Source organism: Archangium primigenium (genome assembly GCF_016904885.1).
GTDB classification, from domain to species: domain Bacteria; phylum Myxococcota; class Myxococcia; order Myxococcales; family Myxococcaceae; genus Cystobacter; species Cystobacter primigenius.
This window is the reverse complement of sequence record NZ_JADWYI010000001.1, coordinates 6992334-7007698: the sequence shown is the minus strand read 5'-3', so window position 1 is coordinate 7007698 and position 15365 is coordinate 6992334. Positions and strand designations below refer to the sequence as shown.

Sequence of the window (15365 nt, the reverse complement as noted above, 5' to 3'; positions counted from 1 at the left end):
CCGGCCGGCCCGACTCACTGCCGGGTGGTGCGGAAGTCCAGCATCTCCACCGGCTCGGGCGCCACGCTCAACGTCACCTCTTCGCGGTATCCCGCCGCGTCTCCACCCACCTGGAAGGGCATGGGGGTGGCGAAGCGGATGTGGACTTCCCGCGCGTGGAAGTCGAGCAACCCCTCCGGGAACCAGCGCCCCTCCCAGAGCCGGGGCAGGTTCGCCAGGATGCTGGGGGCGCGCAGCTGGCCCAGCCGCAGTTGCATCATCCCGCGACGCTCCCCCGCGAAGGGGAACATCCGGAAGCCGTACCCGTAGAAGGGCATCGTCGCCGCCGCCGCCATCATCAAAGGGCCCTTGAACAGGGTCTGCCCCGGTGCGATCGGCGCGCCGACGGGCTCGCCGTCCGGGCCCACCCGCCAGGCCTCGCCCGCCCGCCCGTTGGTGATCTCGCACTCCACCCAGGTCGAGTGGGAGAGGTAGTGCGGCACCGTCTTGAAGGCCACCGCCGAGAAATACCCGCCCGGCCCCGACATCACCCGCTTGAGAACGCCCCGGCCCAGGTTGCTCTTCACCCAGACGTAGTCGTTGAGCAGCTTGCCATCCACGCCCAGCCCCGCGAAGGGCGTGCGCTTGCCGTCCACCAGGAGCAGGTCCATGCGCCGCTGGCCCGACACCTTGCCCTCGCGCGCGCTCATCACGTCCCGCACGTGGCCCGCCACACCCTGTCCGGCGTTCACGAACGTGGCCAGGCCGTTGCCCGTGCCCAGCTTCAGCACCCCGAAGCGCGGGGGCCGCTTGCCCGCGAACCGGCGCGTCTCCAACTGCCGGTACACCTCGTTCACGAACCCCAGGAAGGTCCCGTCTCCACCCCCCGTGAACACCACCGGGTAGTCGCGCTCGAGCACCGTGCTCACGATGCGCCGGCAGTCCAGCTCCGAGCGCGACAGGAACAAATCCTTCTCCGGCACCACGTGCGACAAGGACTTCACCACCTGTGCATCCACCCGACGGGCGTTCGCGTTCAACAACACCGCGACCTCGTGCTCGGGAGCACCCAGGGGGGCCACGTTCGGGCGCGCATCCAGGGCTCGCAGGGGCTGGATCATCATGGGGAGACGGCCTCCAGAAAAATGAAGAGTCGGAAGCCCCCCGAACCACCGGGGGGACGCATCTGTCACACCGTGCACTTTTCCAGCCAACGGCTGACGCACGGCGTTACCCCCCTATCCTCCTAGGGATATCAGCGGGTTGGTAGGGGGGGCTCCGGACCCTCCGCCCGGCCGGTTGCTACCGACGGGTGGCGGCGGTGGCGAAGGGTTTACGCACCTGCTCCGTGCCCGTGACCCGTTCGTCACCCGTCATCTCCTGGTTTGACACCCCCTGGGAGGTGGTTACGTTGGTCGTACATGGGAGCCACGCGATGTCCTCGCGTGATTTTCCGCAACTATTTCGGGAGGTTACACACCGTGGGCAAGATCATTGGAATCGACCTGGGCACCACCAACAGCGTGGTGGCGATCATGGAGGGTCGCGAGCCCAAGGTCCTCACCAACGAGGAAGGGGCGCGCACCACCCCGTCCGTCGTCGCCTTCGCCAAGGACGGCGAGCGGCTCGTGGGGCAGGTGGCCAAGCGGCAGGCCATCACCAACCCCGAGCGCACCATCTACTCCATCAAGCGCTTCATGGGCCGGCGGTTCGAGGAGACCGCCGAGGAGGCCAAGCTCGTCCCCTACAAGGTCGTGCGCGGCCCCCACGGCGACGCGCGCGTGGAGCTGGACGGCAAGACCTACAGCGCGCCGGAGATCTCCGCGCAGGTGCTGCTCAAGCTCAAGCGCGCCGCCGAGAACTACCTGGGCGAGAAGGTGACCGAGGCGGTCATCACCGTGCCGGCCTACTTCAACGACGCCCAGCGCCAGGCCACCAAGGACGCCGGTGAGATCGCCGGCCTCACCGTGCGCCGCATCGTGAACGAGCCCACCGCCGCGGCGCTCGCCTACGGCATGGACAAGAAGAAGGACGAGAAGATCGCCGTCTACGACTTCGGCGGCGGCACCTTCGACGTGTCCATCCTCGAGGTGGGCGAGAACGTGGTCGAGGTGCTCGCCACCAACGGCGACACGCACCTGGGCGGCGACAACATCGACCTGACCCTCATGAACTGGCTCATCGCCGAGTTCAAGAAGGACAACGGCATCGACGTCTCCAAGGACAAGATGGTGCTGCAGCGCCTCAAGGAGGCCGCCGAGAAGGCGAAGATCGAGCTGTCCAGCACCATGGACACCGAGATCAACCTGCCGTTCCTCACGGCCGATGCCTCCGGTCCCAAGCACCTCAACGTGCGCCTGTCGCGCGCCAAGTTCGAGGCGATGATCAACGACCTGGTCGAGCGCTCGCTCGAGCCGTGCCGCAAGTGCCTCAAGGACTCGGGCCTGGACGTGAAGGAGCTGCACGAGGTGGTGCTCGTGGGCGGCTCCACGCGCATCCCCATGGTCCAGGAGGCCGTCAAGCGGCTGTTCGGCAAGGAGCCCAACCGCTCCGTGAACCCGGACGAGGTCGTGGCCGTGGGCGCGGCGGTGCAGGCCGGCGTGCTCTCCGGTGAGGTCAAGGACATCCTCCTGCTGGACGTGACCCCGCTGTCGCTGGGCGTGGAGACCCTCGGTGGCGTGATGACCAAGCTCATCGAGCGCAACACCACCATCCCCACCCGCAAGTCGGAGACCTTCTCCACCGCGGCCGACGGGCAGACCCAGGTGGAGATCCACGTGCTGCAGGGTGAGCGCGAGATGGCGGGCGACAACCGCAGCCTCGGCCGCTTCCACCTGACGGGCATGCCCCCGGCGCCCCGCGGCGTGCCGCAGATCGAGGTGACGTTCGACATCGACGCCAACGGCATCCTCAACGTCAACGCCAAGGACAAGGCGACGGGCAAGGAGCAGAAGGTCACCATCAGCCACTCCTCGGGCCTGGCCAAGGACGAGGTGGAGAAGATGGTGCGCGCCGCCAAGGAGAACGAGACGGCCGACAAGGCCCGCCGCGAGCTCATCGAGATCAAGAACCAGGCCGAGTCCCAGGTGTACGCGGCCGAGAAGATGGTGAAGGAGAACCGCGAGAAGCTCCCCGCCGAGGCCGTGACCACGCTCGAGGCCGCCATCAAGGGCGTCAACGACGTGCGCGAGGGCGACAACAAGGACGCCATCAAGAGCGCCCTGGATGCGCTGCAGCAGGCCAGCTACAAGATCGCCGAGGAGATGTACAAGGCCACCGGCGGCGCGCCGGGCGCCGAGGGCGCCACGCCGCCTCCGGGCGCCGAGGGCGCGGCTCCGGGCAGCTCCGCCAAGCCCAAGGACGACGTGGTGGACGCCGAGTTCCGCCAGTCGTGATGAACCGCCGCCTCGCTCCCCTCGGGGGGGAGGCGGCGCGTGCTCCCCGGGAGGGGAGCCGAGGGCCGGTGACTCCCCCTGGGGCGTCTCCGGCCCTCGCGCGTTTGCGGGACCCGGGTCCAGGGCGCTTCAACTGAATGTCCGGGGGCGGATACGATGGGGGGGTGATCCACCCTCCCGCCAACGCCCAGCCCCAGGCCGCCCAGGCCTTCCGTCATTTCTTCCAGGAGCTGCGCGAGGTCTACCTGGAGCGGGAGACGCTGTTCACGCAGATCGAGCTGGCGCTGCTGTGCCGTGAGCACGTGCTGGTGGTGGGCCCGCCCGGTACCGCCAAGAGCGCCATCGCCTCGGCGGTGCTCGGCCGCATCCTGGACGAGAAGACCGGTCAACCCTCGCTCTTCGCCAAGCAGATCGCCGAGTCCACGGTGCAGACCGATCTCATCGGGCCGGTGGACTTCAAGGTCCTCACCGAGACGGGCCGCACCGAGTTCCTCACCGAGGACGGCATGCTGGGGGCCACCCATGCCTTCCTCGACGAGGTGTTCGACGGGCGCGACATGCTCCTGCGCTCCGTGCTCAACGTGCTGCACGAGCGCGAGCTCAAGCACGGGCGCCGGGTGACGAGCGGCCGCATCGAGTGCGCCATCATGACGAGCAACCGCTACCTCTCCGAGGTCCTCGCGCGCTCGCCCGAGCTCCTGCTCGCCTTCGCCGACCGCCTGAGCTTCATCTCCTTCGTGCCCAAGTCCTTCGCGCGCTCGGCCAGCCGCGCCGCCATGTTGCAGCGCTCCGCCCACGGGCTGCGTCCGGACCTGCGCGCGCAGCTGTCCCTGCAACAGCTCGACGTGCTCCAGGCCGCCGTGGAGCGGGTGGTCGTGTCCAGCGTCCTGCTCGAGGCCATCGAGCTACTCACCGACGAGCTCGAGCGCGCGCTCACGGCCCAGGTGTCCAAGCTGCCCGACTACGTCCCCACCAAGTACTTCTCCCAGCGCTCGGTGGTGAAGGCGCTCTGGGCCCTCAAGGCCGCGGTGGTGCGCGACCAGCTCTACCGCCACCCGGAGCGGCCCCTGGAGGCCACCGTGGAGGACCTGGACGCGCTGCGCTGGTTCTTCCTGCTCGGAGGGCCGCCCGCCGAGGAGTCCGAGGCCCTGCTCAAGGTGGCGGTGGATCCCCGGGAGCGGGCCCAGTTGGAGATCGTCCGCATCGAGCAGGAGGCCTTCGACGCGGCGCTGGCCAAGGTGCGCGCCGAGCTGGGCTCGGGTCCGGAGCGCGAGGCGGCGACCCTGGGCGCGGCCGAGGAGCTCAAGAAGGTGGAGGCGCTCACGCGTGGCTTCCAGCCCGGACTGGTGACCACGAGCGCCCAGCAGTTGCGCGTCAAGCTCGTGCCGGGCCCCCGCCATGCGGACAACCGGGAGCTGCTCCTGGGCGCCGCGCGGGGCCTGCTCGCGAGCGTGGGGCAGCGGCTCACGCGGGGGCCCATCGAGGGGACCGAGTCACGCCTCGGCCTGCCCATGTTCACCGCGCTCGTGGAGGTCACGCGCCTGAGCGGCCTGGTGCCGGAGCTGGGCTCCCTGCGGCCCACCCTGATCGAGGCCACGAGCCGCTTCCTCGTGCAGTCACTCGAGCTGATGGCGCTCAACGCCGAGAGCCTGTCGTTCGACGAGGCGGTCTCCGCCGATGGGCTGCTCGGTGCCGCCAACGGCCTCGCCGAGGAGCTCGCCCAGGTGGAGGAGCTGCTGGCCCTGATGGCGGAGAGCCATGTCGTCCTGGCCTCGCAGCTGCGCCGCGATGAGGCCGAGGCGCGCCAGCGCGCCGTGACCGTCCTGCGCCAGCGCGTGGCCAGTGTCTTCCCGGGCACCCGTTCCCGGCGGGATCCGCTCGACGCGCTCTCGGCGGACTCGCGTCGGCTCGCGCAGATCGAACAGGCCCTGTGCCGCCTGGATCCCTCGCAGCGGGGGCTCAAGCAGCAGCTGCTGCAGCCGCTCGGCTTCGACTACGCCCGGAGCGTGCTGGGCACCGTGCCCTTCGAGCGCATCGATCAGCTCTCGCGCACGGTGCTGTCGGTGGCGGAGAACCTGCGGCGCGAGGGCCTGACGCCCGAGCCCGTGTTCGTCGAGTGCCGGGAGGTCCTGGAAACCCGCGTGCGCGACTACGTGCGCAACGTGGGCCGGGAGCTGGCGAGCGTTCCCCCGGCGCCCCAGGCGGCCATCAGCGGCGAGGCCTATCACTTCTACCGCGGTGACTTCTCCCAGCAGGCGCGGGATGGCGAGTTCTCCGCGCTGCTGGGCCTGGAGGGACAGCTCGCCTTCGCCCGCGCGCCCTCCGCGACGTTCTTCCTGTCCGAGGCCGTGCGCGAGGCCGTGGCCCGGGTGGACCTGGCCTTCGTGCAGACGCGGCTCAAGTTCCTGCGCAGCTGGCTCACCCAGCTGCTCACCGCCTTGCCCGCGCCCCAGACCGCGCAGAACCGGGCCTCGGCGGATCACATCTTCGATCGTCTGGTGCGCAGTCGCTTCCCCATGCTCACCCTCAAGGAGGGGGAGTTGGTGCGCCTCAAGGGCGTGCTCGGCGTGCTGATGGCGGTGCCGGGCGAGCCGGGCGAGAGCGCGCGCAAGCTGGAGGGGGTGCTGCGCGGCATCAACGAGGACTTCACGAACTTCAGCAAGCAGTTGCTGGAGCGGCGGGCCTCGTTGTGAGGGGGCGCTGACCCGTGCTCGGCACTCGGCTCTCCCGCCTGCGGGGGCGGTTGGACGCGCTCCAGGCCCCGGTGTCCCCGGCCGAGGGGCTGCGGGGCTGGTGGAAGGGCGTCACGGCTCCCTCCGAGGCGGACCTCTCGCTGCCCACCCTCACGGCGCTCGACCGGGCCCTGGAGCGCGTGGGCGTGCACACCCTGGCGGACGCCCGGCTGTTGTTCGACCTGGGCGTGAAGAAGGGCCGGGTAGGGGAGCTGGCCACGGGGCTGGGCGCGCGCGCGGACGAGGCCCTGGTGGAGTTCGAGCGCGCGCTCGAGGCCGTGGAGAAGATGCACCGCGTGGGCCGCACGCCCCCGGGGGCGCGGACGGCCCTGGAGCGGGGCTTCCTGCAACTGTCCCGGGTGCTGCGGGTGGCGGATCTGTTCGTGTCCCCCTCGCCCGAGACGCCCGCGGAGGCCCAGGTGCTCTTTCCCCGCTCCACGACGGCGGGAGACGCGCAGGGCGTGCCGGGCCGGGCCCGCATGGCCGTGGCCGAGTTCTTCGCCCAGCGCGCGCGCACCACCGTGGACGACGTGGTGCAAAAGCGCAGGGACCTGGATGTGGCCCACGAGCTGCTGCTGCGCATCGGCATGGAGCATGACCGCGAGCGGGGCGTGGCGCTGCGCCACGAGGTGGCCCAGGCCCGCGAGCGCGTGCGGGAAGTCCCCGCGACCCGCTCCCTGGAGGCGCTCGTCGCCCAGGTCCGTCAGTCCGCCGTGCGCGAGCCCCACCTCGCCTGGCGCTCGCTCAAGGGGCTCTATGACCGCGCCCTGGAGGCCCGGCAGCCCGAGCTCGCCGCGGCGGCCCGCGCGGCCCTGACCCCCTTGCTCCCGTCCCGGGACGCCCTGCGCGCCCTGGTGGAGTCCTCCGAGCGCGAGGAGCTGCGGCACTGGTTCGGAGAGGACACGCCGCCCGCCCCGAGCGATGCCGCCCCTCAGCGGGAGGCGACCTCGCCCGATGAGCTGCTCGCGGACCTGGCCTTCACCTTGCGGCCCGAGCAGCGCGCCGCCTTCGAGCTGGCGGCCGGGTGTGCCCGCTACTTCGACGTGGAGGACGTGCTCTCGGACGAGATCATCGAGGTGAACACGCGCAAGGTGCGCCCCGTGCCCCGGCAGGTGCCATACCCCACGCAGAACATGACGTTCGAGCGCACGGGCGGCCTGCACGACGTGCACAACTTCGTCATCGCCGACCCGCGCATGCTCGTCTACGACCTGGCCGCCCACCGGCAGCTGGTCCGGGCCTACCTGGAGGACGAGCCCCCTCCCGAGCGCCAGAAGAAGAAGCGCACCGCCGTGCGCGTCTACGTCTGTGATGCCTCGGGCTCCATGCATGGCCCCCGCGCGCGCTTCCGCGATGCCCTCATCATCGCCGAGCTCAACAACCTGCGCGTCAAGGTCCGCCAGGGCAAACCCTTCGATCCGCTCTACTTCTCCTTCTTCAACGACACGCCCACGGAGCTGTCCCGCGTGGACACCGTCCTGCAGGCCACCCGGCAGATCGAGAAGCTCTTCCACCACTCGCCCGCCGAGGGCCAGACGGACATCTCCCTCGCGCTCATGTCCGCCTTCGACTCCATCCGCGCCGCGCGCGGTCGCGATCCCTACCTGGCGCGCGCCACCGTGGTGCTCATCACCGACGGCGAGGACCGCGTGGACATGGAGCTCATCCGGCGCACCCGCGCGCCCATGGACTCGCTCGACATCGCGCTGAGCTTCGTGTCGCTCGGCGAGGAGAACCCGGACCTCAAGGCGCTCGTCGAGGAGCAGCGCGCCCGCGGTGGCCGCGCCTTCTACCACCACCTGTCCGATCGGGAGATCCAGTGGGCGCGCACCGCGTTCGACAGCCCCTGGCGCACCCTCCTGCCGCGCGACGTGCCCGTCACGCCCCAGGCCATCGACGCCCTCGCGCCCCACCTGGCCGCGCTGGAGGCCCTCGCCACCGGACGCGCGGCGCCCTCCACGGCCCTGGTCGCCGAGGCCTCGTTCGACGCGCTCTTCCCCGAGCCCTCGCGCCTGTCGGGCCCGGACACCCCGGACGCCCCCGGCCCCGAGGTGGCCCGTCGCGTGGCGGACATCCTCGATGCCCTCGTGGAGGCCGCCGCGCTGGCGCCCGCGGACCGCCGCGCCACCGAGAGCCTCGGGCTCTTGCACCACCTGCTCGAGGTGTACCAGATCTCCCCGGCGCGCTACCTCGCCGCGCTCGCCACCCGGGGGCCGGAGTTGCATCCGCTCGTCACGCGGGTGCGCCTGCTGTGCCGCCCGTTCGGCTAGGCTCGCTTCCCGCCATGTTCGACTGGTTGCGCAAGAGACTGCGGCGCTCGCCCCCTCCGGTGACGGATCCGCTCGCCGCGTTCGATCAGCTCATCGAGGATCTCGAACGGCAGGGGGCTGGCATCCGCAAGTCCGCCGCCACGCTGCTCGCGCTCAAGGGCGACCTGGCCCGCTCCGAGTCGCGCTACGCCCAGCGGCTGGAGGAGATCGACCGGCGCCTCGTGCAGGCCCGGGGGGACGCGAAGATCACCCCGGCCCTGGAGCGGGATCGCTCGCAGACGGAGGCCCTGCTGCACTCCACCCGCGAATCGTTCGTCCGGGCGGAACAGGACGGCCTCTTGCTCCTGGAGGCGGCCTCGGACCTGGGCCAGCGCGTGGCGGAGTTGCGCGCCGAGCGGGAGAGCGCCTCCGCGCGCCTGGCGGTCGGCGGGCTCATGAGTTCGGCGCTGCGCGAGCAGGTGCAGCGCTTCGAGAAGGTGCTCGCCGTGGACGCGGCCCGGGATGAGATCGAACGCGCGCACGCGCTCGCGAACATCTACCGGGAGGAGCGCGGGACGACCGGCAAACCCGAGTGAGCCCCGGCGCGCCCTTCCTGGAAACCGAGCGGCCTACCGGATGAAGGGGGTGAGCGCCGCCAGCCAGACGCAGACGCCCTCGGCGCCGGCGTCCGGCACCCCGAGCGCCCGCGTGCCGAGGTAGCTGGCCCGGCCCAGGCGCGGCGTCATGTGCCGGGTGGCCTCGGTGCCCTCCCGGGCCGCCTGGAGGGCCCGGGCCCAGGCCAGGGCGGGGGGCTCGCCCTGCGCGAGGGCGTGCGCGAAGGCCTCCGCGGCCGGGTGCAGGGCATCGAGCATGGTGCGATCCCCGGGACGGGCGCCTCCGAGCTCCGCCACCGCGGCCACGCCCGCGCGGAAGGCCTCGGCCCAGGCCCGTGCCGACGCGGGGGCGTCCTCCAACTGGCGCGCGGCCCGCAGCAGGGCGGTGGCGTAGAAAGGCCCCGAGCTGCCGCCAATGCTCCGGCGCAAGGCCTCGCCCACGGCCGTCAGGGCCCGCGCGGGGCTCGTCCAGGCCGTCTCGGGCAGGGCGCGGATCGCCGCCGCGCCTCGCGCCAGGCTCAAGCCCAGGTCGCCGTCTCCCGCCGCCGCGTCGAGCTCCGTCAACCGGGCCTCGGCGGCATCGAGCGCCTGGGCGACCGCGAGCAGGGCCTCGGAGACGCGCTCCATGCCGGGTGTGCGCGCGACGGAGGCGTCGGCCTGGGGCGGGGACGCGGAGGACGCACGGCGCACCGGCGGGGCGATGCGGCCGTTGCCCGGCCAGGCCGGCGCGGAGGCCGGGGCATCGAGCCGCGCCAGCCGGGCATCATCCACCTTCATCAAGGAGAGCGAGCAGCCCGGCATCTCCAGGGCCGTCAGGAACGCGCCACTCCAGGCCCGCTCCACGCGCAGTCCCCGCGCGTGCAGGAAGGCCAGGGCCCGGCGGGCGATGATCGCCAGCTCCTGGGCGGGCGTTCCCCCCAGGCCGTTGACGAGCAGGGCCACGCGCTCGCCCGGGCCCCACTGGCGGTCCGCGAGGATCGTGGAGAGCAGGGTGTCCACGAGGGCATCCGCGGGCTGGAGCGGCACGCGGCGCACGCCCTGCTCCCCGTGGATGCCGAGGCCCAGCTCCATCTCGTCCTCGCCGAGGGTGAAGCCCGGCCGACCGGCGGCGGGCACCGTGCAGGCGCCGAGCCCCACGCCCATGGTGCCCAGTTGGGCGGCGGCCTCGGCGGCCTCGCGCGCCACCTCGGCGAGCGACGCGCCGGCGGCGGACGCGGCGCCCGCCACCTTATGGACCCAGATTGTCCCGGCGAGCCCCCGGCGCCGCGCGGGCTCCACGGTGTCGCGCAGGGCCACGTCATCGGCCACGACGACGACCTCCACGGGAATGCCCTCGGCCCGGGCCAGCTCGGCGGCGAGGCCGAAGTTGAGCCGATCCCCGGTGTAGTTCTTCACCACGAGCAGGGCGCCCGCGGGGCCGGAGACGGCGCGCAGGGCGGCGAGCACGGCGTCCGTGCTGGGCGAGGTGAACACGTCCCCGGCCACGGCGGCGTGGAGCATGCCGGGGCCCACGTAGCCCGCGTGGGCGGGCTCGTGTCCGCTGCCGCCTCCGGAGAGGATGGCGACGGGGCGCGCGGCGGGCTCGGGGGGAATGTCCGAGCGGAGGATGACGTGCTCGCCCTCGAGCAGGGCGAGCCCGGGGTGCAGCGAGACCAGACCTTCGAGCATCTCGCCCACGACGGCGCGGGGATCATTGACGAGCTTCTTCATGGGCGTCTCCAGGCACGGGGATGCGCGACGCTGGACGCGGGGCGCGCACGGCGTCAAGCACGGCCAGCGAGGCGCTCACGAGGGGCAGGGCCAGGGTGGTGGCGACGACGCGCAGGACGGGATGGGCGAGGCGGCGCTGCCACGCCAGGGGCGGCCGGGCCTCGTCCACCACGGCGGGCGCGTAGCCGAGCATCCGGGCCTGGTAGCGGGCCAGGGCCTCGGCGCGAGGCCCGCGCGCCAGGTCCTCCGCCAGGTGCACCGCGTCGACGATGGCGGTGCTCGCCCCCGCTCCCGCCGTGGGTGGCATGGGGTGGATGGCATCGCCCAGCAGGGTCACGCGTTCGGAGCTCCAGGGCCCGAGGGTCGCGGGAAACACGAAGGCAAACGCCGCCGGGCTCTCCGGCTCCGAGGCCTCCAGCAGGTGGTGGAAGCGCGGGGACCAGCGCTCGATCAGGCGGTGGGCCTCGGCGACGAGCGCGCGCGGTGACAGGCCCTCCGGGGGTCCGGAGAACTGATCGAGCCGCGCGGCCACGGACCACACGACATACGCGGGCTCGAGCTCGGCGCGGACCTGGGCCTCGGCGGGACGCGGCTGGTGCGTGGAGAGGAACATGCCCACCCCGAGGGGCCCGATGGCGAACCCGGGCCCCTGGAACAGCGCCTCCGGCACCGAGGGAGACGTGACGTCCGTCAGGGGCGTCTTCCCCGCGATGCCCACGATGCCCGCGGGCCGTGAGGCCTCCTGGCCCTTGAGTTGCCGGGTGATCCGCGAGCGCGTGCCATCCGCCCCCACGAGCACGTCGACCTCTTCGTCCCGGGCGCCGTCCAGGTGCACCACCACCCGATCCGCGTGCTCCGAATAGCCGGTGAATCGCACGCCCCAGCGCACCTGCTCGCCGAGGTCCCGGGCGAGGATGGCGCGCAGCGGGCGTCGGCCGATCATCAGCATGTCCTCCTCGGGGGACACGGGGAGTCGGAGACAGGTGCGGCCATGGTGGTCGAGCACGGAGAAGCGCGTGAAGGACTCGGGCCCGGTTCCACTGGCGCGCAGGGCCTGGAGCAGGGGAGACGGAACGCCTCGCTCCAGGGCGGCGAGGGCGCTGGCGTTCAGGTGCAGCCGGTAGCCGGCCGTTCGCTCCACCGACGCATCCCGCTCGAAGACCTGGGGGGAGAAGCCCCGAGCGCGGAGCGCATGGGCCAGGGTCAAGCCGCCAATTCCCCCGCCGATGATGCCAATCCTCATGTGCTCGTCTTCTCCGTGAAGACCGGTCTACGGTGTGCTCGCCCCTTGGCCTTGGCCGGCGACCTTCACCGGGCGCTGCCTCCTGGGGAGGCTTGTCTGGAGACCGCGATGGCCCTGCCTCAGGGGTGGCGAGTGATGTCGGGACGCCGCGCCCTCCGCGTGCTGATGCTCCTGCTCGCGGTGAATGCCGCGTGTGTCACGGGTCCTTCTCTCGGGGGCGCACGGCCCGCGGCCCCCTCGCGGTCATCATCCCCGGGGGTGAGCCCGGTGGCTCGGGAACACGCGAGGACGAGAGGCGTCCCTGTCGTCCCGGTGACACCGCGCGTCCGCGAGGAGCGACGCGCTGACCAGGCCGAGGCCGCGCTTCCGGAGGAACACGGCGCGGAGCTCGGCTGGCCCGATGGCGTGGGGGAGGGGAGGCCGTACGCGGTGCCCATCACCCTGGACTACTTCCAGGGCTTCCTGTCGCGGGTGGGCGTACCCTTCGACGCGCTGCCCGAGGATGGCCGCACGCTGTCCCCCCAGCGGGCGCTGGAACTGCTCCCGCACCTGCTGTCCACGCCGGTGACGCTGAGCAATTTCGGTCCCAGGCGCATGGCGGCGCACCTGCTGATGGAGGTGGCCACGGGCGGCGCGCCGGTGTCGCGCGAGGTGCTGCACACGCGCATGCGGCGCTTCACGCAACTGCTGGTGGCGCGGCCGGATGGCTACCTCGTGAAGCCCACGACGGGGGAGGCGCTCCAGCGGGCGGGGCAGGCCACGGTGGATGCAGACGGCACCCTGCGCGCCGGGCGCTTCGAGGTGGGCCCCTTCTACGCCATCGAGGGAGGTCGGCTCTTCGCGGTGGACGGAGCGCTGGAAGTGGCGAAGGACGCCCGTCCGGCGGGCCTGTACGCACCGGATGACGGCGTGGTGCTGCCCGTGGGGGAGGGGGCGGCCCTGGCGGTGGTGGACATGGTGGAGGGCGTCTACCGCCTCGTCTTCCACCCGGGGGAGACGCTGAATGCCCTGGGACAGCTTCCCGGGGCGGTGCGCGGGCTGTACGCGAACGCGCCGAGGCTCTGGGAGGAGTTTCGCCACAAGCCCCACGCGGAGCGGGTGCGCACGGTGTCGCGGCTCGCCACGGGGGCGCTGCTGCTGGTGGGGACGTCCGGGGCGGGGGCGGCGAAAGTGGCGTCCTGGGGTGGGGCGCTGGGAGAAGTGTCACTCCCCTTGCTGTCGCTCTCCGGAGAGGGGCTGCTGGCGGTGCGTGTCGTGGCGCTGCCGGCGGGGCGCGCCGTCGCGGGGGTGGGGGGCGCGCTGAGTGCTACCCACGTCCTCCACATGGCGAACACGGGGGCCCAGGGCGCTGGCGGTGGTGGCTGGCCACCCGCGGGCGGCCCCGGACACTGGGTGGAGGACACGTCCAGCATGTCCGAGCAGGCCCGCGCCTATCAGGCCCAGGTTACCGGTGCTCCCAGGCGGTGGTCCTACAAGGTTTGTCGGGAGGGAGAGTGTGCCCATTACGACGGCTACGATCCGAAGACGGGCACACTGCTCGAAGCCAAGGCACGCGAGTACGAAAAATGGTTCGACGACAACCTCAGACCTCGCTGGAACTACGAAGGGCTTGGCGGAATGCTGGAACAGGCCGAACGGCAACTTCGGGTCGCGGGGGGACTTCGGCTGCGTTGGCACGTCGCGGAAGAGCGCATGGTCATGGTGCTCAGGAAACATTTCAACGCCGTGGGTCTCCAGTCCGTGGAAATCGTCTACACACCGCCATTGCCATGAGGATCGCCACGCATGAGTGAGTCATACGTCGTTGGAGCTTACTGGGCGTGCCGTCCGGAAACCCCGGAGGACTGTGCACGACGGGCGGAGACCTTTTTCACGCTCATGGCGGAATGCCACCCGAGCTTCGCCCGCTGGTTTTTCCAGAGCGGTGCCACGCGTGACGTGTCATCACTTCAATTCGAGCCGACGCGCGAGCGCTTCCTCGAACTCTTCGGAAAGAAGAAGTACCAGAGCGGCAATGATGGCTTCCACATGGGGGCTTGGACAGGCCACGTGGATCAGACGCAGGGAGGAATGGTGATGATGCGCTGTGGCTCGAAAGCCCAGGTGGCCCCGAATCATGTGCGCCTCTTTCTGCCCGAGGAAGCGCTGGGCCATGAGCGAATGCTCACGGCGTCTGTTCTGTCGAAGGTGATGAATGCGCTGGCCGTGTCCTGGGAGCCGGAGTGGGCCATCGCCACGGCGGATGGCCTTTGGGAGCGGCTCTCTCAGGACAGCCACCTTGGATGCTTCGTGGGCTGGCTCACCTACCTCGCGCGGCAGCGCGGCGAGGTGCCGGAACTCCCGGCGCCCGTGAGCACTCACCCGTTAGAGGACAAGGGCACGTTGATCCTCTTGGGTCCCGACCGCCTCACGCCGAGCAATCCCGCGCAGGTGGCGCTGGCCCTGCGGGTCCAATCCCAACTGGAGTCGAAAGGACTGCTCAAGCGCGTGGTCGATCCACGCGCCCTTCAATCCGAATGAGGGCGAACATCAGTCGCACTCGATTCCCGTGATCATCCAGTCCTGGATATCCTCGGCGCGCAGTCGCAATGTCATGGCCCCGAGGCGCCTGCCCCACTCCGCCGCGAATTCGATCAGGAGCCTGCCGGAAGCGCGCTCGATGGACACGATCTCCAGCTTCTGGCCCTCCGCATCCCAGGCGTCGGCGTTCTCCGCGCGCCAGGGCCGGAGCGGTGCGGGGACTTTGCCCATGTCGACGACGACTCGGTACGCCGAGCGATAGCACAGGCCTTGCCGTGTCGACGGGGCGACGGGAGGCGCCTGACTCGTGATGGCGAAGGCACGCATCTTGATTCCACTCCAATTCGAGATGGAGCTACTGGCAACGAGTCCTGTCAGTCGTCGCGGGTCCATGAGGGTCTCGCGAAGTTGATGGAGTTCTCGCTCCAGACGGGCCAATTCGGCTTGGAGGCGCTGGCTTTCGATGCGCTCCGCCGCCAGCGCGTCCGTGTTGACGTCAGGGACTCGGGGCGACCGAGAGATTTCCACGTGACGCGTGGAGGGCCCCTCCATGCCCATCAGGTCCAGGAGGAATGTCTCTTGTCCCTGTCGATCCGGGTAGGTCACGGACAGCCGAATCCGTTCCCCAGGAGCCAGATCCCTGGGGGGCAGGACCTGGAGACTCGTCGGACTCCGGGTGACCTGCTCGAAGCGGTTTTCGTCCTGCACGTGCACCACGACGGGGGCATCGAAGGTGAACTCCGTCAGGGATTGAGGCCTGACGCAGACCTCGAGGACTCCGGTGGGTTGGCGTGGCAGTTCGATGCGTTGAACCTCCTCACACGCCCGGGTCCCAAGAGGGGTCGTGCTGGCGAGGACGGAGTACACGAGCAGGAACGAGAGCGTGGACGGACTCATGGAAGGAGATGCGGCACAGGGGCTGC

The 15365-nt window shown here is 71.1% G+C and carries 10 protein-coding genes; 6 read left to right on the top strand and 4 right to left on the bottom strand.

Annotated elements, in window-relative coordinates; genetic code table 11:
• Nucleotides 1-14: 14 nt before the first annotated feature.
• Complete coding sequence (locus I3V78_RS28630; protein ID WP_204492148.1) at nucleotides 15-1103, bottom strand: diacylglycerol/lipid kinase family protein; 1089 nt, start codon at nucleotides 1101-1103, stop codon at nucleotides 15-17.
• Nucleotides 1104-1460: 357 nt separating this feature from the next.
• Between I3V78_RS28630 and dnaK the strand changes: the two genes are divergently transcribed.
• The 4 genes from dnaK to I3V78_RS28610 all read left to right on the top strand — a co-directional run bounded on the left by dnaK (nucleotide 1461) and on the right by I3V78_RS28610 (nucleotide 8951).
• The gene (gene dnaK / locus I3V78_RS28625; protein ID WP_204492145.1) at nucleotides 1461-3374 is read left to right on the top strand and encodes a molecular chaperone DnaK; all 1914 of its coding nucleotides are present in this window, start codon (nucleotides 1461-1463) and stop codon (nucleotides 3372-3374) included.
• A 167-nt stretch (nucleotides 3375-3541) separates the two neighbouring features.
• A complete protein-coding gene (locus I3V78_RS28620; protein WP_420840461.1) occupies nucleotides 3542-6067 on the top strand; it encodes an AAA family ATPase in 2526 nt (841 codons plus the stop codon).
• A gap of 14 nt (nucleotides 6068-6081) precedes the next feature.
• The gene (locus I3V78_RS28615; protein ID WP_204492141.1) at nucleotides 6082-8376 is read left to right on the top strand and encodes a vWA domain-containing protein; all 2295 of its coding nucleotides are present in this window, start codon (nucleotides 6082-6084) and stop codon (nucleotides 8374-8376) included.
• Nucleotides 8377-8390: 14 nt separating this feature from the next.
• Nucleotides 8391-8951, top strand: a complete 561-nt coding sequence (locus I3V78_RS28610) for a hypothetical protein (protein WP_204492139.1) — start codon at nucleotides 8391-8393, stop codon at nucleotides 8949-8951.
• A gap of 33 nt (nucleotides 8952-8984) precedes the next feature.
• On the opposite strand, the gene dhaL is transcribed toward I3V78_RS28610, so the two are convergent.
• Nucleotides 8985-10679: a dihydroxyacetone kinase subunit DhaL gene (gene dhaL / locus I3V78_RS28605; protein WP_204492137.1), complete on the bottom strand. Its 1695-nt coding sequence runs from the start codon at nucleotides 10677-10679 to the stop codon at nucleotides 8985-8987.
• Nucleotides 10660-11922, bottom strand: coding sequence for an FAD-dependent oxidoreductase (locus I3V78_RS28600; protein ID WP_204492135.1), 1263 nt, complete (start codon nucleotides 11920-11922; stop codon nucleotides 10660-10662). The genes dhaL and I3V78_RS28600 overlap by 20 nt, the downstream gene beginning before the upstream one ends.
• Nucleotides 11923-12351: 429 nt before the next feature.
• Between I3V78_RS28600 and I3V78_RS40235 the strand changes: the two genes are divergently transcribed.
• Both I3V78_RS40235 and I3V78_RS28590 read left to right on the top strand, forming a co-directional pair.
• Complete coding sequence (locus tag I3V78_RS40235; protein ID WP_204492132.1) at nucleotides 12352-13695, top strand: Tox-REase-5 domain-containing protein; 1344 nt, start codon at nucleotides 12352-12354, stop codon at nucleotides 13693-13695.
• A 12-nt stretch (nucleotides 13696-13707) separates the two neighbouring features.
• Nucleotides 13708-14442, top strand: a complete 735-nt coding sequence (locus I3V78_RS28590) for an Imm52 family immunity protein (RefSeq protein WP_204492130.1) — start codon at nucleotides 13708-13710, stop codon at nucleotides 14440-14442.
• A gap of 9 nt (nucleotides 14443-14451) precedes the next feature.
• Here I3V78_RS28590 and I3V78_RS28585 read toward each other — a convergent pair whose 3' ends face one another.
• Nucleotides 14452-15339, bottom strand: coding sequence for a DUF2381 family protein (locus I3V78_RS28585; protein WP_204492127.1), 888 nt, complete (start codon nucleotides 15337-15339; stop codon nucleotides 14452-14454).
• Between the last annotated feature and the right edge of the window lie 26 nt (nucleotides 15340-15365).

Coding starts and splice junctions, on each gene's coding strand:
- I3V78_RS28630 (WP_204492148.1), bottom strand. CDS start 1,103: ATGATGATCCAGCCCCTGCGAGCCCTGGATGCGCGCCCGAACGTGGCC.
- I3V78_RS28610 (WP_204492139.1), top strand. CDS start 8,391: ATGTTCGACTGGTTGCGCAAGAGACTGCGGCGCTCGCCCCCTCCGGTG.
- dhaL (WP_204492137.1), bottom strand. CDS start 10,679: ATGAAGAAGCTCGTCAATGATCCCCGCGCCGTCGTGGGCGAGATGCTC.
- I3V78_RS28600 (WP_204492135.1), bottom strand. CDS start 11,922: ATGAGGATTGGCATCATCGGCGGGGGAATTGGCGGCTTGACCCTGGCC.
- I3V78_RS28590 (WP_204492130.1), top strand. CDS start 13,708: ATGAGTGAGTCATACGTCGTTGGAGCTTACTGGGCGTGCCGTCCGGAA.
- I3V78_RS28585 (WP_204492127.1), bottom strand. CDS start 15,339: ATGAGTCCGTCCACGCTCTCGTTCCTGCTCGTGTACTCCGTCCTCGCC.